The sequence below is a fragment of the Pirellulales bacterium genome, assembly GCA_019694455.1.
Lineage (GTDB): Bacteria > Planctomycetota > Planctomycetia > Pirellulales > JAEUIK01 > JAIBBY01.
Window position 1 is genome coordinate 39,500 of sequence record JAIBBY010000006.1, and the last position, 22,309, is coordinate 61,808.

Genomic DNA, 22,309 nt, shown 5'->3' on the forward strand with positions numbered 1-22,309 from the left:
CGGCGGTTCCTATCGGCCTGGGCCAGCGGCGGCGTGGCGGCCATTCTAATCGGAGGCGGGCGGGGCCGTCTTGGCCTGGTCGATGTAATTTCTCACTTGCGCGGCGAGCACGTCGAGCGGCACGGCGCCAGCGGCCAGCACCGCGTCGTGAAAGGCGCGCACGTCGAAGGCGGCGCCGAGCTCGGTTTCGGCGGCGCGGCGCAGATCGCGGATCTTGAGTTCGCCCAGCTTGTAGGCCACCGCCTGACCGGGCCAACCGATGTAGCGATCGACCTCGGTGACGATGTTGTGCTGGGTGAGGGCGGAGTTGGCGGCCATGAAATCGATAGCTTGTTGCCGCGACCAGCCGAGGTAGTGCATGCCGGTATCGACCACCAGGCGACAGGCGCGCCACATCTCGTAGCTGAGGCGGCCAAAGTCGCTGTAAGGGTCTTGATAGCAGCCGATCTCCTGGCCGAGCCGTTCCGCGTAGAGCCCCCAACCTTCGATGAAGGCGGTGAAATCGGCGAACCGCCGATACGGCGGCACGCCCGTCAGTTCTTGTTGCAAGGCGATTTGCAGATGATGGCCGGGGACAGCCTCGTGCAGCGACAGGGCCTCGATCTCGAACAATGGCCGGCTGGGCAGGTTGGAGGTGTTCACATAGTAGAAACCGGCGCGTGTGCCGTCGCCGGCTGGCGGCATGTAATAGGCCGTGGTGGTTTGCGAGGCGATATACTCGGGCACCTCGCGGACGCCGTACGGGGTGCGCGGCAACTTGCCGAACAGTTTGGGAAGCTGGCCATCGATGCGCTTGAGGACGTAGCTCACTTCCTTGAGCAACTGCTCGCGGCTGGTGGCGTAGAACTTGGGATCGGAACGGAGATGCTCGATGAAGGCCGGCAGATCGCCCGCGAAACCAGTTTGTCTGGCGATGGCCTCCATCTCGGCGCGGATGCGGCGCACCTCGGAGAGGCCTTGCTCATGCACTTGCTCGGGGGTGATATCGAGCGTGGCGAAGTGCCGCACACGATGGCGATAGAATTCGCGACCGTTGGGGAGCCCCGAGGCGCCGATCGATTCGCGGGCGTGGGGGACGTACTCGTCGCTCATGAAGGCGAGGAAGTCGCGATAACCGGGGACGACCGACTCCAGGATGGCCGCGCGGCCGGCCGCGGTGAGCCGCGCTTGATCCTCGACGCTGATCTGCTCGGGAAACGACTTGAAGGGGGTGAAGAGCGGGCTGGCCGCCGCGTCGGTAACGATTTGCGCCTCGACCGGCCGCGCGTAACCGCGCAGCACATCGGCGGGCAGCGTCATTTGGGCAGCGATGCCGGCGCGCATCAATTCGATGTTTTGCCCGGCGTAGACCTGAAAGGCGCGGAGGCGGGCGATGTAGTTTTCGTAGTCTTGGACGGTGACGAGCGTGAGCTCGCGGGGCAACTCGGGGAACTCGACGTGAAAGCCCGAGCGGCCGGAAATGGGCATGAGGTACGACTTGAACTCGAGTTCGGCGATCTGGTCGCCGAGCAGGCGGGAGAAGATCTCGTAGTTCAGCCGATCGGCGGGGGAAAGCTGATCGTGGGGGATCGATTTCAGGCGCGTGGCGAAGTCGCGCTTGGCGACCAGTCGGCGCTCGAAATCTTGCGGGCGGACCTGCGGCAACAGCGCGTCGTAGCGATGATCGCCGGTGAAGGTGGCGAAGAGAGGATTCTCGCGCAACTGATATTGCCAGGCCTCATCGGCCAAGGCATTGAAGCGCGCGGCGGCGCCGTCGTCGGCCCACGCGACAGGGCAAATGAGCAAGACCAATAACCAGGTCAGCGCGCGCATGCGTCCTCCTTGAACTAGCGATTCACTCAGTCAAGCCGTCCCAGCGGACGAGGTTTTTGCCCGCTGCCGCTACTGGGTTGGCTTGGGGGCGGTGGTTAGCGGAAAGTCGTCGGTGCGAAAGGGGGAGGCGAGTAGTCCGGCCTGGTTGGCCAGATTGACCACCGGATAGTCGGCCCAGCCATAACGCACGGCGACCGGTTCGGCGACGTCGGGGCAACTGACCACCACCTGCTCGCCGCGAATCTCGGCGTTGGCCTTGTGGAACTTCTGGTCCTTGCCGGCGATGGTGAAGCCTTCGAGCTTGTCTCCCGACGCGACGAGGCCGCCAGCGACATGATCGAAGTTCAGCACGGCCTCGGCGCCTTTGAATTCGGCATCGCGGTATGCGGGTCCGGAGTAGGCGACGTCTTTGCCATAGGCCTTGGCAAGCGCGGCCAGCGCAAGACGTTCGCCGACCGGCTTTTTGGCCTTGGGGTGAATGTCGGTTTCGTCGCCGACATCGGTGATGACGGCCATGCCGGTATTGGGAGATTGCTTGAGGGTGTGCCGCTGCGCCTCGCGCAGCTCAGCCCATTGACTGTCTCTTGGCTCGTCCACCTTCTTCATGAACGGCGCCAACTGCACAAAGAGGAACGGGAAGTCGCCTTGATTCCACGCCTGGCGCCAGTTGGCGATCATGGTGGGAAACAGCGTGAAGTATTGCGCGGCGCGGCCGGCGTTCGACTCGCCTTGGTACCAGATAGCGCCGCTGATGGCGTACGGCAGCAAGGGATGGATCATCGCGTTGTAGAGGCCCGTGGGACGCTGCACCGCCGTGGTGCCGGCGGGGGGCATGTCGAGCAGCGATTTCAGTTCGGGCACGGCTGCCAGCGCCTCGCGACTGGTCCAGGCCTCGGCTGGGGTGCCGCCGTAGGACGTGTTGATGATGCCGACTGGCACTTCGAGCTTGGATTGAAGCATCTGCCCAAAGTGGTAAGCGACCGCGGAAAACTCGGGCACGGTCTGCGGACCGCACTCGACCCAGGCCGCATCGACAGTCGACTGCGGCTCGTCGGTGGCCACGCGGGGGACGGTGAACAGGCGCAAGTTGGGGTTGGCCGATTCGGCGATGGTCTTATCAGGATCGGCGCTCTGTTTGACCGACCACTGCATGTTGGATTGACCGCTGGCGATCCAGACCTCACCGACCAGGATGTTCTTGAGCGTGATGGTGTTCTCACCGGCGATGGTCATTTCGAAGGGGCCGCCGGGCTTCAAGTTCTCTAGCGCGACCTGCCAGCGTCCATCCTTGGCCTTGGCGGTGACGGTTTGGTCCTGGAACTTGACGATGACCTCCTCTCCCTCGTTGGCCGTGCCCCAGACCGGAACCTTGCGGCCTTGTTGCAGCACGGCGTTGTCTGAGAAGAGGGGGTTGGGTTTGACAGCGGCGTGGGCGTCGGCCGCCAGCAGCAGTAGGGCGGCGAGCAGCGGCAGTTGATAGCGACAGACGAACGAAAGCGGGCGGATCATGTGCATCCCCTGATTGCGGCTTGGATAGTTCGCCCCGATAGGTACAGAAGCCCTTTGATAATCGGATCAGGCGCAAGCCACAAGTCGGCGGCGTGAAAGGAACGCGCAGCGGGCCAATTGGCGACTGGACAATTAAAGACTGGCAATATCGGCCGGCGTGATGCGGCCATCGTGCAAGGCGGAGGCGACCAGCGCGGCGTCGCAGCCGGCATTGGCGATGCGCGCCAGGTCTTGCAAGTCGCGCACACCGCCCCCCGTGGTGATTTCGAGCGTGGGGTATTCGCGCTTGAGCGCGGCGCAAAGCTCCAAAGTGGATAGCCCCGCGCCGACGCCGACTTGCGCCAGGTCGAGCACGATCAGGCGGCGCACACCGCACTGGATGGCGCGCTGGGCAATTTGTCGAGGCGAAAGCTCCGCAAGCTGTGGAGACTGGACCAGCGGCCGTCCCTGCTTGAGATCGAGACTGAAGACCAGTCGCTCGGCGCCGAGAAGAGTGACTAGCTCGGAGAGCAGGTCGAGATTGGACAGCGATTCCAGCCCGGCGATGACGCCGGCCAGAGGGTGGCTCCAGTCGGCCAGTTGCCGGGCGCGAAGGAGTGTATCGACTCCGGCATCGACCCACAGCGCGAGGCCGAGTGACGAAAGCTGCTGGTAAATATTCCACGCGGGCATGTGGCCGGCGATGGCGTCGAGGTCGGCCAGATAAAGCTCGCGAAAATCAAACCGCGCGGCCAGCGCCGACGCGACGGCGACCGGTTGGCTCGAAGCGCAAAGCGCGCTTTGGATGGGTCGATATTGATCTCGCTGGCCGGCGACGCCGCGGACCACCTGGCCCCCCATCAAGTCGATGACTGGAATGATTCGCATGTGCGGCGCAAGTTGTTGTGTGAGCAAAACTCCGGTTGGGCGACACATTTTAGCGTTGGCGTATGCGGCTTGCCGACCGGCGCGGGGTGTGGAACACTTATCGTTAATTGACTACTAACCGTCTGCCGTTTGATTCTCACCAAATCACCGAGGCCAGTGCGACTGTCATCATGAGAACGAATCCGGTCAAACGCGCGCTGCGCGAAGGGAAAGCCAGCTATGGCACCTGGCTCTCGCTGGGGGATTTGTACGCCACGCGAGTCTTGGCGCGGATGGGGTTTGAGTGGTTGACGCTCGACCTGGAGCACGCGGCGATCGACTGGTCGCAAGCGGCGATGATCTTCGCGGCGGTGGCCGACGCCGGATGCGTGCCGTTGGCGCGCGTGCCGCAGGGGAGCCACGACTACATCAAGCGCGTGCTGGACGCCGGCGCCTGGGGGATTGTCGTGCCGATGGTGAACACAGTGGAGCAGGCGCGGGTGGCGATCGCCGCGGCCAAGTATCCGCCGGTGGGCAATCGCAGCCTGGGGGGCGGCATGCACTCGCTGAACTTCGCCGCCAGCAGCGGCGAATATTACAAGCGGGCGAACGACGAGATTTTGGTGGTGCTGCAGACGGAAAGCCCGCAAGGGGTAGCCAACGCCGAGGCGATCTATTCCTTGCCGGGGGTCGATGCGATCTTTGTGGGGCCGGTCGATTTGCGAGCGAACATGCGCCGGCCCGACGGCAGCGAGGCGAGCGACGCCGAATTCGAGGCGCTGCTGCAAGCGGTGATCGACGCGGGCAACAAGACGGGTACGCCGACCGGCATGCACGTGATGGACCCCGAGGCGGCGCTGGCGCGCACGCGGCAAGGGATGCGGTTTTTGGCGATTGGCAGCGACTTGCGAATGATGACCGAACGCGCGCAGCAGGTGCTGCGCACGGTGAAGCCCGATGGGGAGGGCAAGGACGTGGCGCGCTACTAATGCCGTTGTATTTGCTGGCCACGCTGGACACCAAGGGGGGCGAAGCGCGCTATCTGCGCGACGAATTGGCGCGGCTAGGGGTTGCGGTCACGCTGGTCGACGTGGGCGCGCTGGGCGAACCCCAGCTCGAGGGCGACATAGATCGCGCGGCGGTGTTTGCCGCCGCGGGCGCCAGCGTGAAAGAGATCGCCGCGCGGCGCGACCGGGGGGAGGCGGTAACGCGCGCGACCGAGGGGGCGCGGGCGCTGGTGCGCGATCACTTCGAGCGCGGCCTGGTGAGCGGCGTTATCGCCATGGGCGGTTCGGCCGGCACCACCATCGGCACGGCGGCGATGCGGGCGCTGCCGCTGGGCGTGCCGAAGCTGATGGTCAGCACGCTCGCTTCTGGCGAGGTGCGGCACTACGTCGGCGACAAAGACATTTTGATGCTCAACTCGGTGGTCGACATCGCCGGTCTGAATCGCATCACCAAGAGCGTGCTCAGTAGCGCCGCGCGGGCGATGGCGGGCATGCTGCTGTTGCCGCGCGGCGCGGACGCCGAGACGAGCGGCAAGCCGCTGATCGCGGCCACCATGTTCGGCGTCACCACGCCGTGCATCGAGGAGGCGCGGCGCGTGCTGGAGGCGAGCGGGTACGAGGTGCTGGTGTTCCACGCCACTGGCTCGGGGGGGAAGGCGATGGAGTCGCTCATCGCCGATGGGCTGATCGCCGGCGTGCTCGACATCACCACCACCGAACTGGCCGACGAACTGGTGGGGGGCTTTCTGACCGCTGGACCCGAGCGACTGACGGCCGCCGGCCAGCGCGGCGTGCCGCAGGTGGTGTCGGTCGGCGCCACCGACATGGTGAACTTTCACGGGCCAGAGAGCGTGCCGGCGCGATTTGGGGGCAGGAAGTTTTATCAGCACAATCCCGCAGTGACGCTGATGCGGACGACGGCGGAAGAGTGCCGGCGAATCGGCGCCGACATCGGAGCCAAGCTCGCGGCCGCGACCGGGCCGGCGGCGATTTACTTTCCGCGGCGGGGGGTGTCGGCGATTGACCGGGCAGGGGCCGCGTTCGACGACCCCGAGGCGCGCGGCGCGCTGCTGTCGGGATTGCGCGAGACGGCGGCCGGGGTGGAAATCGTGGAGCTTGACCAGCACATTAATGACCCGGAGTTTGCCGGGGTGGCCGCGCGACGTTTGATCGAACTGATGCAGTCATCCAGACAGAAAGCCAACTGATGCTCTTTCAACGGCAGGCGATCCTGGAACGGCTCCGCGCGAAGGTGGCGCGGGGCGAACCGATTGTTGGCGGCGGCGCCGGCACCGGCATCAGCGCCAAGATGTCGGAGGCGGGGGGCATTGATCTACTGGTGATCTACAACTCGGGACGCTTCCGCATGGCGGGGCGCGGCTCGCTGTCGGGCATGATGCCGTATGGCGACGCCAACGCGATTGTGCTGGAGATGGCGCGCGAGGTGATTCCGGTCGCGCGCCAGACACCGGTGCTGGCGGGCGTGTGCGGCACCGATCCGTTTCGGCTGATGCCGCTGTTTCTCAAGGAGGTGATGGCAGCCGGATTTTCGGGGGTGCAGAACTTTCCGACCGTGGGACTGATCGACGGCGTGTTTCGCGCCAATCTGGAAGAGACCGACATGGGCTTTGGGTTGGAAGTGGACATGATTCGCACGGCCAGCGAGTTGGGCCTTTTGACCACGCCGTATTGCTTCAACCCCGACGAGGCGCGGGCGATGACCGCGGCCGGGGCGGATATTTTGATTCCGCACCTGGGGCTGACGACCAAAGGCTCGATTGGCGCCAGCACGGCAGTGACGCTGGAAGAAGGGGCACGGCGCGTGCAGGCGATGTGCGACGCAGCGAAGCGCGAGCGGAGCGACGTGCTGGTGCTGTGCCACGGCGGACCGATCGCCGAGCCGGCCGACGCGCAGCACATTCTCGATCACACCGAGGGGGTGGTGGGCTTTTACGGCGCGAGCAGCATGGAGCGGTTGCCGGTGGAGCCCGCCATCGCCGGGCGGGTGCGCGAGTTCACGCAATTGCGGTTGGGCAAATAGGCCGCGTCACTTGCCGGCCAGTTCTTTGGGGGCGACGCCGGGCAGCACGTTCTCGGTATGATCGCGCAGCGTGATGTCGTGCGTCAGGAATTGCTGGTCGGTGACAAAGTAGGTGTTGAAGTCTTGCACAACAAGGTTGTGCGTGGGCGCGGGGGCCCACTCTTCGACCGATTCGATCACCACGGGGCCGTGCGGCGTGTGCAGCTTGTCGCCGATCTTGAGTTGTTTGGCCATCCGCCAGCCGACGCCATCAACCCACAAGACATGGCCGAGCGTGGGGTGCATGGCCACGCCGCCGGCAACGATCTTGAGCATGGGAGAATCGTTGCCATGCGTCTTGCCGATGACGGGCTTGAAGCCGAGCTCGCCGGTCTCGGCGCTTTGCGAGAGGACGAAGTCGCCCAGGCTGACGCTTTCGATCGGCTTGAGTCCGGTCCAGGTCATGACCGGCGTGCCAGCCACGAAGCAGGAATGCACCTGCCGCGGCGGCAGGGGCACGAACTGCGAGTTTTGCAGCGAATAAGTGTTAGTGCTCTGCGACTGCGTCGACATGCGATAGATGTCGGTGACCAGCGGAGTTTCGACCGGATAAGGGTAGTCGTTGTAGTCGTACCACCAGCGATACCAGCTTTCCATGTCGGTGTCGGCGGGGCGATCGGTGACGGCCGCCAGGGTTTCGCCGACGCGCTGATTGATGTAGGCGGCGCGCTCGTTGTGCGCGGCGGCCGAGGCCATTACCTGTTGCGCCATCCGGTAGTTGGTGGCGTCTAATCCGGGACCAGCCAGGTGATGGCCGGATTGGCCCTTATATTGATAGTTGAGGTTTTCTTGCGCGCGGTCGCGGACCACCTTTGTGGTTTGTGAAACGGTCTCGGCGGCGCGGACGACATTTTGTTGATTGTAGCCGATGATCTCCTCGGAAAAGGGGCCTTGGCGGTGCAGCGTGAGGGCGAAGCTGGGGCCGACATCGCGCGAAGCGCTGGCGTACACCTCGACCGGCGCCTGCATCACGCTGAGCATCTGCGGAACCCAGGCATAGAACGAACGCTCCTTGAGCGCGGCGGCAATCGCCTTACGCGCCGCGGGGAACGGATTGTTGATGGCCTGGCGCACCAGGGCCTCGGTGGCGGCGGGCGATTCTTGCTTGGAGATGGCGGCGATGGCGGCCAGCGCGGCGGGTTCGCTGTGCGGGCAAAGGATCGCTTCTAGCGGCGCCAGGGCCAGCGGGTCGTCGATGGCTTCGATTTCTTGGCGCGCGGCCTCGCTCTCAGCCTCTTTGCGGCCATGCAATTTGCGGCGCAACGCAATCAGGCGTTCTTTCCAATCTTTGACGGCGTCTTTGCGGGCCTCGGCGTCGGCCTTCACCTGGGCGATCTGCTCTTTGGTGAGCAGCATGCCGTGAAACTCGCGCAGGCCGAGCGCCTCGCGGGCTTCTTTGTTGCCCTTCTTGGACTGGAGGACGATGCGCCAATGGAACGCCGCCGACTCGGGCAGGTTGTGATCGCGGCACCAGCGGGCGAGTCGCAATTGATCGTCAAAGTTCAATCGGGCGGCGTCGCGCAGGCGAGAATACTCCTGCACATCTTGCGAACTGGTGAAGCGGTCGCAGGCCTCGGCAATGGTGAGCCACTTGCCATCGACTTCGACCATGCCCGCCTGCCAGTTGCGCTGCGCCTCTTGCCGCGCCGATGCGGCGTTGGACTGGCCGGGCGACTCAACGGGCGCGGGCGATTTGGCCGTGGCGCAGGGGATCAAGGTGGCTGCCAACAGGAGCACGAGTGCGAAGCTGAGCGTGCGCATGACAAAGTCCCCAAATAGGTGATTGGCTAAGCGCGTTGTACCGCCGGCGCGCCGATTGGGCAAGAAAAAAGCCAATTGCGGCATGGCGAAGCGGCATTTGGGCGGGGAAGATGGCCGTAAGCGAAAGGAGCTACCTGGTGCGCGGCGTCTGGTCGATTGTCTGGCTGATTGGCTTGTGCAGCATTTTATGCGGCAGTGGCCGCGCGGCGGCGCCGTGGGCCGATGGCGATTTGCCAGTCAAATCGGGGTTGGCGCTGTGGCTCGACGCAAGCCGCCTGGACAAGATGCCCGAAGGCAATGCGCCGGGGGACAAGCCGCCGGTGGATGGCGGGGAGCTGGAATGGTGGCGCGACGGCTCGGGGCATGGGCGCGACGTGCGGCAGGCGCTCGCCGCAGCGCGCCCCAAGACGGTACGGGTGGGTAGCGATTGGGTGGTGCGCTTCGACGGCGAAGACGACTGCCTGCGGCGAGAACAACTGGGGGGCGAACTAGCGGAATGCGCTGTTTTTGTCGTGGCCGCCCCGCATGACAACCCGGGAGGCTTTCGCGGTTTTGTGGCGCTGAACCGACATGGCGATCGCGACTATGAGAGCGGGCTGAATATCGACCTGGGGCCCGATCCCAGCCTGGATTGGAGGGCGATCAATGTCGAGGGGCGCGGCTTTGGCGGCTGGCGCAACTTGCTGACCGGAGAACGGCCGCTGGGAGAACTGCATACGTTGACGACCGTCGTCGCGGCCGAACCGGCGCGCGTGCGCCTTTGGTTCGATGGCGCGCCCGCGGGAGAGCGGCCTTGGACCGCCGGCGCGCTGCCGCTGGACGAAGTGACGGTGGGCGCTCGGTATTATCAACATGGCGCCGGCCAACAGCGGCCGGCTGGCTTTCTGCCCGGCGACATTGCCGAGGTGCTGATCTACGACCGCGCGCTAACGGACGGCGAAGTGCGCGCCGTCAGCGAGTATCTAAGCAAGAAACATGCGCGACTGGCGGCGGCGCTGCCTGGCGCCGTGCCGCGGCGCGTGGGACCGGGGGAGCCGCTGGTGTCGGTGGCTGACCCGCCGCCGGTGCAGTGGTTGCTGCCCGGATTCTCCGTGCGGCGCTTGCCGATTGATTTGCCGAATGTGAACAACCTGCGCTACCGCGACGATGGCAAGCTCTTGGCGCTGACGTATGGCGGCGCGCTGCACCTGTTGAGCGACACCGATGGGGACGGGATCGAGGATCGAGCGGAGTTGTTTTGGGATGGTCAAGGCAAGCTGGTGGGCGCGATTGGCATGGCGATCGCGCCTAAGGGCACGCCGCACGCGGGGAGCGTGTTTGTCGCATCGAAGGGAAAGGTGTCGATGATTGTCGACGACGATGGCGACGATCGGGCTGACCGGGAGCAGGTGGTGGCGGAGGGTTGGCCACAGTCGACGGCCAATGTCGACGCCGTAGGGGTGACGGTGGACGACGCGGGGCGGGTCTATTTTGGTTTGGGCTGCGCCGACTACACCAACGCGTACCTGATCGACGCGCAAGGCCAGTCGCGCTACGACTTGCGGAGCGAGCGCGGCACGATACAAGCGATCTCGCCCGACCTTGCGTCGCGCGAGACGGTGGTGACCGGAATTCGCTTTCCGATCGGTATGGCGTTCAACGAGGCGGGGGACCTGTTCTGCACCGATCAGGAAGGAGCCACCTGGCTCCCCAATGGCAACCCATTCGACGAACTGTTGCACGTCGAACGCGGGCGACACTATGGCTTTCCGCCGCGGCATCCCAAGCATCTGCCGAGGGTGATCGACGAGCCAAGCGTGTACAACTATGGACCACAACATCAATCGACGTGCGGGCTGACTTTCAACCAGGTTGGAGACGCACAGTTTGGTCCGGCAAACTGGCGCGGCGACGCGCTGGTGGCGGCCTACTCGCGCGGCAAGTTGTATCGCACCAAGCTCGTGAAGACCAGCGCTGGCTACGTGGCGGGAAATCAATTGCTGGCGTGTCTTGCGGAATTGACGGTCGACGCCTGCGTGTCGCCGCGCGGCGACCTGCTGATTGCCACGCATAGCGGCGGGCCAGACTGGGGAAGCGGACCCAGCGGCGCGGGCAAGTTGTACCAGGCGCATTACAACGGCGACGAGCATCCGCAGCCGGTGGCGATTTGGCCGACCAGTCCGCATGAGGTGTGCGTGGCGTTTGACCGCCCGCTCGATCCGGCGCGTTTGGCGGGCTTGGCTGGCGCGGCGCGAATCACGTATGGCGAGCATGTGCGGGCGGCGGATCGCTTTGAGACGCTGCGGCCCGGCTACGAGGTGGTGTACCGGCAGATGCGAGCCGGGCGGTTTCCGCTGGCGGTGGCCTCGGCGCAGGTGACGCCCGACGGCCGCGCGCTCTTGCTGGGAACAGCGCGGCACGAGCGGGCGGCGCACTACGCGCTGGAACTGCCGGGAATGGGGCGGCCAACGGAGTTCTCCGCAGGGGAGCTAAAACAGCACGCGGCGATCGATCTCGATTACGACCTCGGCGGGACGAGCGTCCATTGGAGCGGCGCCGACGCGGGCGCCACCTGGAGCGGCTGGTTGCCACATTTAGATCTGGCGGTGAGCCGCGCGCTGGTCGCCGGCAGCGCGGCGCACGACGCGCTGTGGCCGTTGTTGACACAACAGGGGACACTGCGATTGACAACGCAACTCGATCTGACCGACATGTTGCGTCCGGCAGTACAGCCGGGTTCGACGATCGACTACGAGTGGCCGGCCGAGCAGGTGACAATTGAACTGGTGGCGTCGGCGCCGTTTGAAGTTTTGCTCGGTGAGCAGATGACAGCGAGCGCGGCCGACGACAAGGGGCAGCAGCGCGCGGAGTTGAAGGTCGCGCCGGCGCGCGGCGAGTGGACGGCTCTGGAAGTGACCATGTCCACCGGCGGCGCGGCGCCGAATTTGGAGCTAACGTGGCGAACCAGTGAAGACGCGCGGCCCAGAGCGCTGCCGCTGCAAAGGTTCTTTTTGCCGTGGGCACGTTCCGCTGGCAAGGAGCAGGACACGCAGACCAAAGAACTGCCGCCCGAGTTAGCCGGCGGAAGTTGGGCCCGCGGTCGAAAGGTCTTCTTTGGCGCCGACGCGGGATGCGCCAAGTGTCACGCGCTGCATGGAGAAGGAGGGCGAGTCGGGCCCGACCTGTCGAATCTGATGCACCGCGATTACGCGTCGGTGCTGCGCGACATCACCAATCCGAGCTTCGCGATCAATCCGGACTACATCAGCTACGTGGCGGAACTGAAGGATGGCCGAGTGCTGACCGGCCCGGTGCGTACGCAGGGAGACACGCTGCTGTTTGGAGACGCCGAGGGGCGCGTGACCGAGACGCCGCGCGACGCGATCGAGTCGATGGCGGCCGCCACGCGCTCGATCATGCCCGAGGGTTTGCCGAAGCAACTTGGCGCGGAGCGCATCAAGGACCTATTGACCTATTTATTGACGGAGCCGCCGCACATGCCGCGCGACGACGCCTCGCCCGGCGTGGCGCGCAGCCGGCAAGAGATTGCGGCGGCGCTGGCTGGCGCGCCGGCGCCACCGGAGCGAACGCGACCACTGCGCATCGTGCTGGTGGCGGGACCGAAGGATCACGGTCCGGGAGAGCACGATTATCCGGCGTGGCAAAAGTGCTGGGCCGAGTTGTTGTCAGCCGCCGCCGAGACGACGGTCGAAACGGCATGGCAGTGGCCCAGCGCCGAGCAGTTGGCAAGCGCCGATGTGCTGGTGCTGTATCAACACGGAGGTTGGCAGACCGATCGCGCGGCGGACGTCGACGCGTTTCTTGCCCGTGGCGGTGGACTGGCGTTGATTCACTACGCGGTCGACGGAGGCGCCGATCCCGCGGGGCTGGCGGAGCGGGTGGGGCTGGCGTGGCAGGCCGGGGAATCGAAGTTTCGGCACGGGGCGCTGGAACTGCGCTTTGCGCCGGGCCATCCCATCACGCGTAATCTGAGGGTGGCGCGATTTCATGACGAATCGTATTGGGGACTGGCGCGCAGCGGCAACGCGGTGCGCGTGCTGGCCAGCGGCGTGGAAGATGGCACCGAACAGCCGTTGTTCTGGGCCGCCGAGCGCGGTCGCGGACGGGCGTTTGTCTCGATCTTGGGGCACTATTCCAAGACGTTCGACGATCCGTTGTTTCGCATCGTGCTGCTGCGCGGCATCGCCTGGGCGGCGGGGGAACCGGTGGATCGCTTCAACGCGTTAGTGCTGCCGGGGGCGCGCGCCGGATCGTGACACGGCGCATACACGGCCGGGCATATCGCGAGCGCGGCGCGATACGGTATCTTGATGGCCGAGCGAATAGTTCGGCCTTTGGGAGCAAACGATGCCCTGGTTGTTTTTGATCGCGGCCATTGTGCTGGAGGTGGCGGGGACCACGTCGATGAAGCTGTCGGAGGGGTTCACGCGGTGGGCGCCATCGGCGGCGATGTTCGTGTTTTATCTGTTGAGCCTGGCCGCGCTGACCATGGCGCTCAAGGCGCTCGATGTGAGCGTGGCGTACGCCGTGTGGGCAGGCCTGGGGACCGCGCTGATCGCGCTGGTGGGCATGGCGTGGTTCGGCGAGGCGGTCACCGCCAGCAAGGTGTTTTGCCTGGCGCTGATTATTGCCGGCGTGGTGGGACTGAATTTGAGCGGCGGCGCGCATGGCGGGCATCCGCAACAACAGCAGGCGGGGCAACCGTGAGCGTGAACAGCGAATTGGAATTGCGACTGGCCAGCAACGACGAGCAGCGGGCGGCGCACGCCAACTGCCACGATGTATGGTCGATGGGGATGCCGCTGGACGCGCATGTCGAGCGGCGGATGACATCGGCCATGCACCAGCGGGCGCGCTGGTATGTGGGGCTGTGCGAAGGGCACGTGGTAACCGGGCTGGGTTGCCATCCGACGCTATTCAGCGTGCGGGGCGCGGCGACGCCGGGCATTGCCATCGCGTCGGTGCATACGCTGTCGAGTCATCGCGGACGCGGCTTCGCGCCGAGGTTGATCGAATTTGTCGAGCGTGAGGAGCGCGCCGCCGGCGCGCGGCTGAGCGTGCTGTTCAGCGATGTGGGCGTGCCCTATTACGCCCAGATGGGTTACCGGGCCTGTCCGGCGCATCGCGCGGGGGCCGAAACGCCGCCTCAAGTGGCGGTCGTATTGCGGAACTTGAAGCTGCAACCGGCGACAGTCGCCGAGTATCTGCCGGTAATGCAGGAGTTGCACGCCACGCTCTGTCGCGAATCGCCGCTCTATTTTGTTCGCACGCGAGAGTACGCCCGACAGTTGACCCAGCGCTACCCGAGCGATCAATGCCTGTTGCTCATGGACGGTGGCGAGGCGGTGGGATATTTGCAGGTGGCGCTGCGGCCGAATCTGTTGTTGATCCGCGACCTGGGCGTGCGGGACGACGCGACGCATCTACGCCGAGCCATGTATGAACTGATTTTTGACAGGGCGCAGCAGCTTGGGCTAGCGCGGGTGGAGGGTTGGTTGCCGCGCGATTACGACACCACGGAATATTTTTACGTGGCGGCGCGGCCGCAAGAGATCACCATGTTCAAGCCGCTGGACAAGTCGGTGGTATTGGATGAGGCGTGTCTGGCGGCGGCCGATCGCGTCTGCGAGATCGACCATGTGTGAGCGGCATACGATTAACAAGCACTTGATTCACTGATCGAGGAGGCGCGATGAAGCTGGGTTTTGTGACGGCGATCTTGCCGGAGTTGTCGCTGAACGAGGTGTTGGCCTTTGCCGCGGCCGAGGACTACGACAACGTGGAGGTGATGTGCTGGCCGATGGGGCCCGCCGATCGCCGCTTCGCGGGAGTCACGCATATCGACGTCGCCGGCTTCACCCAGGCCCAGGCCGACGACGTGAACGCCTTGTGCGACCGGCATGGCGTGGGCATCTCTGGCTTGGGGTATTATCCCAACCCAATGTCGAATAATCCACAGGAGGCAGAGACCGCTATAGCGCACCTGTTGCAGGTGATCGACGCGGCGCGTTTGTTGGGGCTAAAGAACGTGAACACGTTCATCGGCAACGACCACACGCGCGACCTGGAACATAACTTCGAGCGCTTTCAACGGGTGTGGCCGGCGATCATCCGGCATGCCGAGGAACGCGACGTGCGGATCGGCATCGAGAACTGCCCCATGTACTTCGGCCAGAACGAGTGGCCAGGGGGCAAGAACATGGCGCGGTCGCCCGAGATTTGGCGGCGGATGTTCGCGGCGATTCCATCGGCCCATTTTGGGCTGAACTTCGATCCGTCGCATTTCATCCTGCAGATGATGGACTACATCGAGCCGATGTACGAGTTTCGCGACAAGCTGTTTCACACGCACGCCAAGGATTTGAAGATCGACCGCAAGGCGCTGAACGCCAAGGGCGCCTTCGCCATTGGCTGGGAGGTGCCGAAACTGCCGGGGCTGGGCGATGTGAACTGGAACGCCTGGATCTCGGCGCTGACCGACGTGGGCTATCAGGGGACGGTGTCGGTGGAAGTGGAAGACGACGCGTTTCGGCATGAGCTTTCGCGGCGCAAGTTGAGCCTGCGCATCTCGCACGACGTGCTGCGACCGTTGATTGGGGGCGCGGCGCGAGGTTAGGAATCGGTGGCGCGGGGAGGATCGCCCGGTGAGGCACACGCCGATGAGCCGTGATTGCGCGGCAGGCCGAGTCCTCATCGCCGCGGCCTGCGGCTGCTACGTCTCCCCCCATGCGGATTACGCCGCCAGGGCGAGGCGGGAATAGGCGGTGCGCGGAACCAGGACGACGGCAAATTGGCTCTGACGATTCCTGCCGAATCGATCAGGCATTCCTAGATCGACGAACGGGCCCACGAGCCGTTCGCAATATTCACCAGCGAGTGCGAGAGGAGGGATTTGAACCCACACACCTTTCGGTACTGGATCCTAAGTCCAGCGCGTCTGCCAATTCCGCCACTCTCGCAAGTGTCGAAGCTGGTTCAACTTTGCGACAATTGACCCGCAAAGTCAACCGGGGCGCTGGCCTGGCGTCCCCGATCCGGCGATACAAAAATCCGCGGCATTGGCCGGTCGTAATGCCTCCCCCGTCGGCGTGCTAGAATCATGGCCATGGTCGAGCACTCCCCATCACCTTGGGCGACTGTCATGGCCACCACCACAGCCAAAAAATCGGCTGCCGTCGCATCCAAAACCATCACGCCGGCCGCGTACCTCCGCGAGTTGGCCGAGCCGCGCCGCGGCGAGCTAACGACCTTGCACCGGCTGATCCGCGCCCAGGCGCCGCGGCTGAAGCCCATCGGCGACAAGAATGGCATCGGCTACGGGCCGTTCCACTTTCGCTACGCCAGCGGTCGCGAAGGCGACACGTTCTGGCTCGGCCTCTCGTCGCGCAAGCAGTACATCTCGCTGTATGTGATGTGCGTCACGGTCGAGGAGAAATACCTGGCGGAAACCTACAAGCCGCGGCTTCCCAAAGCCAAGATCGGCAAGTGCTGCGTCACCTTCCGCAAGCTGGTCGATGTTGATCTGGCGGTGATCGAGAACCTGATTCAAGACGCCGTCCGACTCATTGATAGCGGTGTGCCGTGGGACAACCACCTGCGTCAGCAAACGAAGCCATCCCGCCGCGCGTAGCGTAAGGACTCGCAGCGCGCTACCGCGCGCTGATTAGCTGCCGCTGCGCCTCGAAGAGCGCGATCGCCACGCTGTTCGACAGGTTGAGGCTTCTGGCCTCGGGCCGGATCGGTATCCGCAGTTGGCGGTCGGCGAACTCGTCCAAAATCGCCGCTGGCAAGCCCGCCGATTCGCAGCCAAAGATTAGCACGTCGTCTGACTCATAGCGCGCGTCGGCATAGCTGCCGGTCGCGCGCTTGGTGAAGAGCCAAGGTCGCTGTGGCAACTTTTGACGGAGTTGGCCCCAGTCGTCGACCACCTCCCAGTCGAGGTACTCCCAATAATCGAGTCCGGCGCGGCGCAGGTAATAGTCGTCCAATCGAAACCCCAGCGGACGCACCAGCCACAGCTTGGCGCCGACCGCCACGCAGGTGCGACCCACGCTGCCGGTGTTGTGCGGAATCTCGGGCTGATAAAGTACGACGTGCATCGCGCTGGCATGTCTGGTGGCGTTCAATCAACAGTAGCCAACCTATCTTGTCCGCGCGGCTTGACTAGATCAAATCACACTTCACAGCTTGACGCGCAGATGATGGCTCTCAGCGCCGCGCGCGACGCGGTCTATCGACGGGCGCTCGACTTCGCCGCGCGGCAAACGCGCGCCGTGGTGGAGCGCGAGCCCGGCTTTTATCCGATGTACACTCGGCAGGGGCGCTGGCGCCACGGTCAGGAGGCGTGGACGCAATGGACCGACGGCTTCTTTGCCGGACTCTTGTGGAAGCTATACGCCTACACCGGCGACCCTTGGTGGCGGCAGCAGGCGGAAGTCTATTCCGCGGCGCTTGAACCGCGGCAGCACGATCGCGAAGTCCACGATCTGGGCTTTGTCTTTCTCAATTCTTATTGGCCGTGGCAATGCGTCAGCGGCGATCGGCGACTCGAAGCGGTGATCGTGCAGGCGGGGCGCACGCTGGCGATGCGATTTAATGAGCGCGGTCAATTCCTGCGGTCGTTTCTCGCCCCCGAGTCGCTGTTCATCGATATCATGATGAACGTGCCGATCATTCTGCACGCCGCTCGCGTCACGGGCGACGTGCGGCTGCGCGAGATCGCTCTGGCGCACTGCCGCACGACGGCGCGTTATCTGGTGCGCGCTGATGGCTCCACCGCGCACGAAGGGATCTTTGACTTGGAGACGGGTCAATTCCTGCGGCAATCGACGCAGCAAGGCCTGCGCGCCGAGAGCGCTTGGGCGCGCGGGTTGGCGTGGTCGCTATACGGCTTCGCCACCGTGTATCGCTACACCGAGTTGCCAGAGTTTTTGGAAGTCTCGCGGCGCAACGCCGCGTATTTTGTCGAACACTTGCCCGCGGACGGCGTGCCGCATTGGGACTTCGACGCCGACCCGACCGCGCCGCCGCCGTGGGGCGCGCAAAAAGACAGTTCCGCCGCGGCCATCGCGGCCAGCGGACTGTTCGATCTGGCGCAGCTATCGGGCGAAGACCGCTGGCGCGAGGCAGCGCTCCAACTGCTCGACGCTTTATGCGGTCCAAAATTTCTGGCCGATCAAACGCCCGGCTGGGAAGGGATGCTGCTGCATGGCGTCTACCATACCGGCAAGGGCCTGGGAGTGGACGAGTCGGTGATCTGGGGAGACTTTTTCTTTGTCGAGGCGCTCGGCAAGGCGGTCGGTCTTGCCTCATCGGCAAACTCGCTTCCCCACTCTGGCGCCGACCCGCAGAATAGCTAGAAAACGCCTCCTGGCGATTTCTCATAAATCTCGCAGACTGCTCGGACCGACACTAAAACAAGACTCGCTTGCACGGGAAGTCGCAAGCCGGCGGCGCCGCGACGGCGCCCCAGCCCCAACGGCTGTTCGCATGGATGCTTCAATACTCAAGCCGCCAGTCGTGCCGCTACGCATGACTCGCTCCGCCCCGCGCCAGTGTCGCGTGCTCTGCTCGCCTGCGCCGTGCAGTCGCCGAGCGTAACGTTCCCTCGGGCTAACCAAGGAAGGTGTCCGGTGGTCCGCCTGTCGATTATTATCCCCGCTCTGAATCAGATTGAAGAACTCGAGTCGACGCTGGTGGCGGTGCTGGCGAATCGTCCGCCGCACAGCGAAGTGATCGTGGTGCTCAGCGCGCCCTACGCAGACCCGTACGCGCTGGCGGACGAGGTGCGTTTTGTCGAGGCGCGACAAGGCGCCGGCTGGGCCGAGAGCGTCAACGCCGGCCTGGTGGCGGCGCATGCCACGATTGCGCATGTGCTCAGCCCTGGCGCGCAGGTGAGCGAAGGCTGGACGGCAGCGGTGCTGCGCCACTTCGACGATCCGCGCGTGGCGGCGGTCACGCCGCTGGTGCTCGACGCGGCCGATCCCACGCGCGTGCTGGCGGCGGGGGTCGTGTATCGCGCCAGTGGGCAGCGCGGCCTGGCGGGCGCCGGATTGTCGGCGAGCGTCATTGCCGAGGCGCCCGCGCCGGCGATCGGTCCCACGCATTGGGCAGGCTTCTATCGCCGTACGGCCGTAGAGCGCGTCGGAGGCCTGGCTGTAGCGGTGGGCGACCAGTTGGCCGACGTCGATCTGGCGTTTCGCCTCAAGTACACCGGCTATCGCGCGGTGAGCGAGCCGCTGTGCCAGGTGCGCGCGCCGCGCAAGCCGCAGGCCGCAGTGCGCCGCTTCCGCCAGGCGCTAGAGGCCGAACGCTTCTTCTGGCGCCGGCAGGTGGTCGTGGGAGGCGTGGGTTCGCTCGTGCGGCATGGGGCGCTATGGACGCTCGAAACAGTGCGCGGCATCGTGCGCGGCGCCGCCCCAGCTACCGTACTGGGGCGCATCTGCGGGCTACTGGAGATCTTTGGCCACCGACGCCACGGCCAAAGACTGCGCATGGCGCGTTCGGTGGTGGTGGCCACTATGAACACCAACCAGCCGCCCGAGGCCGACCAACAGCGAATGATCTTGCGGATCGACGGCGCGCATCGGGCGCCGTCGCGAACACGCGGCATCGCGACGGAGCGCCGCAAACTCGCGGCGTAATTTAGCGCAGTCGCAGCGCGCTGAACAATTTGGTCAGACCATCACTCGGCGTTTTTGATCAAGAGCACCGTGCAGGGCGAGACCACGCCGAGCTTCCAGCTCAGACTGGCGGCGGCGGCTTGCGGATGGTCGGGGTCGTAGCGAGGCGACGTCAGCACGATCAGGTCGATCTCGTGCTCGCCGATGTGCCGCAAGATTTCGGCCGAGTGCTTGCCGTAGCAGATTTCCCAGTGGGCGCGGACGCCCGCGTGTTCGAGCTGCTCGTGAAACTTTTTGAGCACATCGCGCGAGGCCGCTTCGAGCTGCTCGTAAAAGTCCTTGTCCTCCTCGGCTTCCAACCCTTCAATCGACTCGATCACGTGCAACAGCGTCACCTCGCCATCGGCGTGCTTGGCGAGCGCGATGGCGGTATCGACTGCTCGGTGGTGCTTGGGATCGAGGTCGAGCGGCAGTAGTATCTTGCGAAACATGCTGGCAGGACTCGTCTGTGAGTTGAGACCAGATCGTGGAACGGTCCGTCGCATTATACCTTTGGTCTTGCGCCATGGCGCGGAGTCGTTTTGCTGTTTGTCCCCACCCGGCGGCGCGGCGGCGATTGGCCTCTCGTGGGATGCTGCGGTACGATTGTGACGCGCCCCCGCGTACCATGAGCCATCCTTGGACAGGAGAAGACATGCGCTTAACCCGCGCCTTATTGCTAACCACTGGGACGACCCTTTGCATGTTGTGCGCCTCCCCTGCGTTGGCGGCGGACGCCGATCTGGCGGAACGGGCCGCCCGCTTCGTCGCCGAGCATGAGCAAAAAATCCGGCCGCTGGAGATCGAGGTTTCCAAAAGCTGGTGGCTGGCCAACACCACGGGCGAGAGCAGCGCGTTCGAGCGCAAGCAGACGCTGGAAACCCAGCTCGACGTGGCGCTGGCCGACCCGGAGCGCTTCGCCGAGCTCAAGGCGCTGCACGAGGGGCGCGAGCAGATCGCCGACCCGATTCTCCAGCGGCAGATCGTCGTTTTATATCTGCAATATCTGGCCAAGCAGGTCGATCCCGATTTGCTCAAGCAGATCATCGCCAAGTCGAACGCGGTGGAACAGGCGTTCAACGTCTTTCGTCCGCAGGTCGATGGCACGGAGAAGACCGACAACGAGGTGCGGCAGGTGCTCTCCAGCTCCAAAGACTCGGCGCGCCGTCGGGCGTATTGGGAGGCGAGCAAGAAAGTGGGGGGCGTGGTGGCCGCCGACCTGGCCGAGTTGGTGCGACTGCGCAATGAAGCGGCGCACAAGCTGGGCTTCAAGAACTATCACGTGATGCAGCTTTATCTGGCCGAGCAAGATCAGGCCAAGATGCTGGCCCTGTTCGACGAACTGGACGAACTGACCCGCGCGCCATTTGAGGCCGCTAAAGGGGAGATCGACCGGCGGCTGGCCGCCAGCTACGGCATCGAGGTCGACGAGCTACAGCCGTGGCACTATCACGACCCGTTCTTTCAGGAGTCTCCCGCCGTTTTCAAAGGGGACTTGGACGCGGTGTACAAGGACGTGGACATCGTCAAGCTGACCCGCGACTTTTACGATGGCATCGGCTTGCCGATCGACGACGTGATCGCCCGCAGCGATCTGTTCGAAAAGCCCGGCAAAAGCCCGCACGCCTTCTGCACCGACATCGACCGCGAGGGAGATGTGCGCGTGCTGTGCAACATCGTGCCGAACGAGAAGTGGATGGCCACCACGCTGCACGAGATGGGGCACTCGGTCTATAGCAGCAAGAACATTCCGCGCGAGCTCCCCTATGTGCTGCGGACCGATGCGCACATCTTATGCACCGAAGGTGTGGCCATGATGTTCGAGCGCTTTTCCAAGAGCGCCGATTGGTTGGCCGCCATGGGGGTAAAGACGCCCGACCCCACCGAGTTCAACAAGACCGGCGCGGCGATGCGGCGCAATCAACTGCTTATTTTCTCGCGCTGGTGTCAGGTGATGTTCCGCTTTGAAAAGGGGCTGTACGAGGATCCAACTCAAGATCTGAACGCGCTGTGGTGGAAGCTGGTCGAGAAGTATCAAGGTGTCCGTCCGGTGGCGGGGCGCAACGAGCCCGACTATGCCAGCAAGATTCACATCGTCAGCGCGCCGGCCTACTACCACAACTACATGCTGGGGCAGTTGTTCGCCTCGCAGGTGCATGCGGCGATCGCCCGCCAGGTGCTGGGCGGCGCTCAGCCGGCCACGGCCATTTATGTCGATAATCCGCAAGTGGGCGAGTTCATGAAGGCACGCGTCTTCGCGCCAGGCCGGACTCTTGATTGGAACGCGCTGACCAAACACGCCACCGGCGAAGACCTGAACCCCAAGGCGTTCGCCGCGGACTTTGGTGATGATTAGCGGGCCCGCGCGGCCACGGCGCGCATCATTGCGACCGATTTGGCGATGGTTAGCGAATCGCCTGTGGCGATTTGCGCGGGGCCCCGCGAAACCTTCCCCGCGCTGCTAGAATTAACCACCATATCCGCGCGATAGGCCGGCGGCCCACGCTGCGGTATGGTACGCCCACAGATCGATTGCATCCCCGCCCTAGCGGGGGCCACGGGCGGAAGCGTGGTCTTCCGCCCGACGTGTTTAGCCAGAGGAGGCCTTGGTGCCTGACCCCGCGAACGAAAAA

Annotated in this window: 17 protein-coding genes and 1 tRNA gene; 11 read left to right on the plus strand and 7 right to left on the minus strand. The window is 64.6% G+C overall.

All coding sequences use genetic code 11. The annotated features are described in order from the left end of the window. Positions 1 to 45: 45 nt before the first annotated feature. The 3 genes from K1X71_04280 to K1X71_04290 form a co-directional block, all read right to left on the minus strand. Entirely contained in the window at positions 46 to 1,812 is a 1,767-nt protein-coding gene (locus K1X71_04280) for a DUF885 domain-containing protein (protein MBX7072342.1), read from the minus strand. Positions 1,813 to 1,881: 69 nt separating this feature from the next. Further along, complete coding sequence (locus K1X71_04285) at positions 1,882 to 3,321, minus strand: sialate O-acetylesterase (GenBank protein ID MBX7072343.1); 1,440 nt, start codon at positions 3,319 to 3,321, stop codon at positions 1,882 to 1,884. A gap of 132 nt (positions 3,322 to 3,453) precedes the next feature. Then, positions 3,454 to 4,188, minus strand: a complete 735-nt coding sequence (locus tag K1X71_04290; protein MBX7072344.1) for a hypothetical protein — start codon at positions 4,186 to 4,188, stop codon at positions 3,454 to 3,456. Between the two features lie 170 nt (positions 4,189 to 4,358). Here K1X71_04290 and K1X71_04295 point away from each other — a divergent pair, with 170 nt between their 5' ends. From K1X71_04295 to K1X71_04305, 3 genes are read left to right on the plus strand one after another with little or no spacing between them, the layout of a single operon-like run. Beyond that, positions 4,359 to 5,156, plus strand: coding sequence for a 2-dehydro-3-deoxyglucarate aldolase (locus K1X71_04295; protein MBX7072345.1), 798 nt, complete (start codon positions 4,359 to 4,361; stop codon positions 5,154 to 5,156). Then, complete coding sequence (locus K1X71_04300; GenBank protein MBX7072346.1) at positions 5,156 to 6,382, plus strand: Tm-1-like ATP-binding domain-containing protein; 1,227 nt, start codon at positions 5,156 to 5,158, stop codon at positions 6,380 to 6,382. The genes K1X71_04295 and K1X71_04300 overlap by 1 nt, the downstream gene beginning before the upstream one ends. Further along, complete coding sequence (locus K1X71_04305) at positions 6,382 to 7,215, plus strand: phosphoenolpyruvate hydrolase family protein (protein MBX7072347.1); 834 nt, start codon at positions 6,382 to 6,384, stop codon at positions 7,213 to 7,215. The genes K1X71_04300 and K1X71_04305 overlap by 1 nt, the downstream gene beginning before the upstream one ends. 6 nt (positions 7,216 to 7,221) lie before the next feature. Here the strand turns inward: K1X71_04305 and K1X71_04310 are convergent, their stop codons facing one another. Next, on the minus strand, positions 7,222 to 9,015 hold the full coding sequence (locus tag K1X71_04310; protein MBX7072348.1) for a hypothetical protein: 1,794 nt from the start codon (positions 9,013 to 9,015) through the stop codon (positions 7,222 to 7,224). Between the two features lie 110 nt (positions 9,016 to 9,125). Between K1X71_04310 and K1X71_04315 the strand changes: the two genes are divergently transcribed. From K1X71_04315 to K1X71_04330, 4 genes are all read left to right on the plus strand, one after another. Next, the gene (locus K1X71_04315) at positions 9,126 to 13,271 is read left to right on the plus strand and encodes a ThuA domain-containing protein (protein ID MBX7072349.1); all 4,146 of its coding nucleotides are present in this window, start codon (positions 9,126 to 9,128) and stop codon (positions 13,269 to 13,271) included. Between the two features lie 91 nt (positions 13,272 to 13,362). After that, positions 13,363 to 13,722: a multidrug efflux SMR transporter gene (locus K1X71_04320; GenBank protein MBX7072350.1), complete on the plus strand. Its 360-nt coding sequence runs from the start codon at positions 13,363 to 13,365 to the stop codon at positions 13,720 to 13,722. Further along, positions 13,719 to 14,660 carry a GNAT family N-acetyltransferase gene (locus tag K1X71_04325; GenBank protein MBX7072351.1) on the plus strand — a complete coding sequence of 314 codons (942 nt, stop codon included), beginning with the start codon at positions 13,719 to 13,721 and terminating at the stop codon, positions 14,658 to 14,660. Before K1X71_04320 ends, K1X71_04325 begins: the two co-directional genes overlap by 4 nt. A gap of 47 nt (positions 14,661 to 14,707) precedes the next feature. Beyond that, entirely contained in the window at positions 14,708 to 15,631 is a 924-nt protein-coding gene (locus tag K1X71_04330; GenBank protein ID MBX7072352.1) for a sugar phosphate isomerase/epimerase, read from the plus strand. Between the two features lie 261 nt (positions 15,632 to 15,892). Here the strand turns inward: K1X71_04330 and K1X71_04335 are convergent. Next, a tRNA-Leu gene (locus tag K1X71_04335) sits at positions 15,893 to 15,974 on the minus strand. 182 nt (positions 15,975 to 16,156) lie between these two features. Here K1X71_04335 and K1X71_04340 point away from each other — a divergent pair. Further along, a complete protein-coding gene (locus K1X71_04340) occupies positions 16,157 to 16,645 on the plus strand; it encodes a DUF1801 domain-containing protein (protein ID MBX7072353.1) in 489 nt (162 codons plus the stop codon). Between the two features lie 19 nt (positions 16,646 to 16,664). Here the strand turns inward: K1X71_04340 and K1X71_04345 are convergent, their stop codons facing one another. After that, positions 16,665 to 17,114 carry a tRNA (cytidine(34)-2'-O)-methyltransferase gene (locus K1X71_04345; GenBank protein ID MBX7072354.1) on the minus strand — a complete coding sequence of 150 codons (450 nt, stop codon included), beginning with the start codon at positions 17,112 to 17,114 and terminating at the stop codon, positions 16,665 to 16,667. 102 nt (positions 17,115 to 17,216) lie between these two features. On the opposite strand from K1X71_04345, the gene K1X71_04350 reads away from it, so the two are divergent. Continuing rightward, positions 17,217 to 18,374 (plus strand): glycoside hydrolase family 88 protein, encoded by a 1,158-nt coding sequence (locus K1X71_04350; protein ID MBX7072355.1) that lies wholly within the window; start codon positions 17,217 to 17,219, stop codon positions 18,372 to 18,374. Between the two features lie 273 nt (positions 18,375 to 18,647). Continuing rightward, positions 18,648 to 19,658, plus strand: coding sequence for a glycosyltransferase (locus K1X71_04355; GenBank protein MBX7072356.1), 1,011 nt, complete (start codon positions 18,648 to 18,650; stop codon positions 19,656 to 19,658). Between the two features lie 41 nt (positions 19,659 to 19,699). Here K1X71_04355 and K1X71_04360 read toward each other — a convergent pair whose 3' ends face one another. After that, complete coding sequence (locus tag K1X71_04360) at positions 19,700 to 20,128, minus strand: universal stress protein (protein ID MBX7072357.1); 429 nt, start codon at positions 20,126 to 20,128, stop codon at positions 19,700 to 19,702. 203 nt (positions 20,129 to 20,331) lie between these two features. Between K1X71_04360 and K1X71_04365 the strand changes: the two genes are divergently transcribed. Further along, entirely contained in the window at positions 20,332 to 22,032 is a 1,701-nt protein-coding gene (locus K1X71_04365; GenBank protein MBX7072358.1) for a M2 family metallopeptidase, read from the plus strand. Positions 22,033 to 22,309: the final 277 nt, after the last annotated feature.

What these genes read in the sequence shown, in the direction of transcription:
- K1X71_04280 (MBX7072342.1), bottom strand. Translation starts at nt 1,812, where the DNA reads ATGCGCGCGCTGACCTGGTTATTGGTCTTGCTCATTTGCCCTGTCGCG.
- K1X71_04285 (MBX7072343.1), bottom strand. Translation starts at nt 3,321, where the DNA reads ATGATCCGCCCGCTTTCGTTCGTCTGTCGCTATCAACTGCCGCTGCTC.
- K1X71_04290 (MBX7072344.1), bottom strand. Translation starts at nt 4,188, where the DNA reads ATGCGAATCATTCCAGTCATCGACTTGATGGGGGGCCAGGTGGTCCGC.
- K1X71_04295 (MBX7072345.1), top strand. Translation starts at nt 4,359, where the DNA reads ATGAGAACGAATCCGGTCAAACGCGCGCTGCGCGAAGGGAAAGCCAGC.
- K1X71_04300 (MBX7072346.1), top strand. Translation starts at nt 5,156, where the DNA reads ATGCCGTTGTATTTGCTGGCCACGCTGGACACCAAGGGGGGCGAAGCG.
- K1X71_04305 (MBX7072347.1), top strand. Translation starts at nt 6,382, where the DNA reads ATGCTCTTTCAACGGCAGGCGATCCTGGAACGGCTCCGCGCGAAGGTG.
- K1X71_04310 (MBX7072348.1), bottom strand. Translation starts at nt 9,015, where the DNA reads ATGCGCACGCTCAGCTTCGCACTCGTGCTCCTGTTGGCAGCCACCTTG.
- K1X71_04315 (MBX7072349.1), top strand. Translation starts at nt 9,126, where the DNA reads ATGGCCGTAAGCGAAAGGAGCTACCTGGTGCGCGGCGTCTGGTCGATT.
- K1X71_04320 (MBX7072350.1), top strand. Translation starts at nt 13,363, where the DNA reads ATGCCCTGGTTGTTTTTGATCGCGGCCATTGTGCTGGAGGTGGCGGGG.
- K1X71_04330 (MBX7072352.1), top strand. Translation starts at nt 14,708, where the DNA reads ATGAAGCTGGGTTTTGTGACGGCGATCTTGCCGGAGTTGTCGCTGAAC.
- K1X71_04340 (MBX7072353.1), top strand. Translation starts at nt 16,157, where the DNA reads ATGGCCACCACCACAGCCAAAAAATCGGCTGCCGTCGCATCCAAAACC.
- K1X71_04345 (MBX7072354.1), bottom strand. Translation starts at nt 17,114, where the DNA reads ATGCACGTCGTACTTTATCAGCCCGAGATTCCGCACAACACCGGCAGC.
- K1X71_04350 (MBX7072355.1), top strand. Translation starts at nt 17,217, where the DNA reads ATGGCTCTCAGCGCCGCGCGCGACGCGGTCTATCGACGGGCGCTCGAC.
- K1X71_04360 (MBX7072357.1), bottom strand. Translation starts at nt 20,128, where the DNA reads ATGTTTCGCAAGATACTACTGCCGCTCGACCTCGATCCCAAGCACCAC.
- K1X71_04365 (MBX7072358.1), top strand. Translation starts at nt 20,332, where the DNA reads ATGCGCTTAACCCGCGCCTTATTGCTAACCACTGGGACGACCCTTTGC.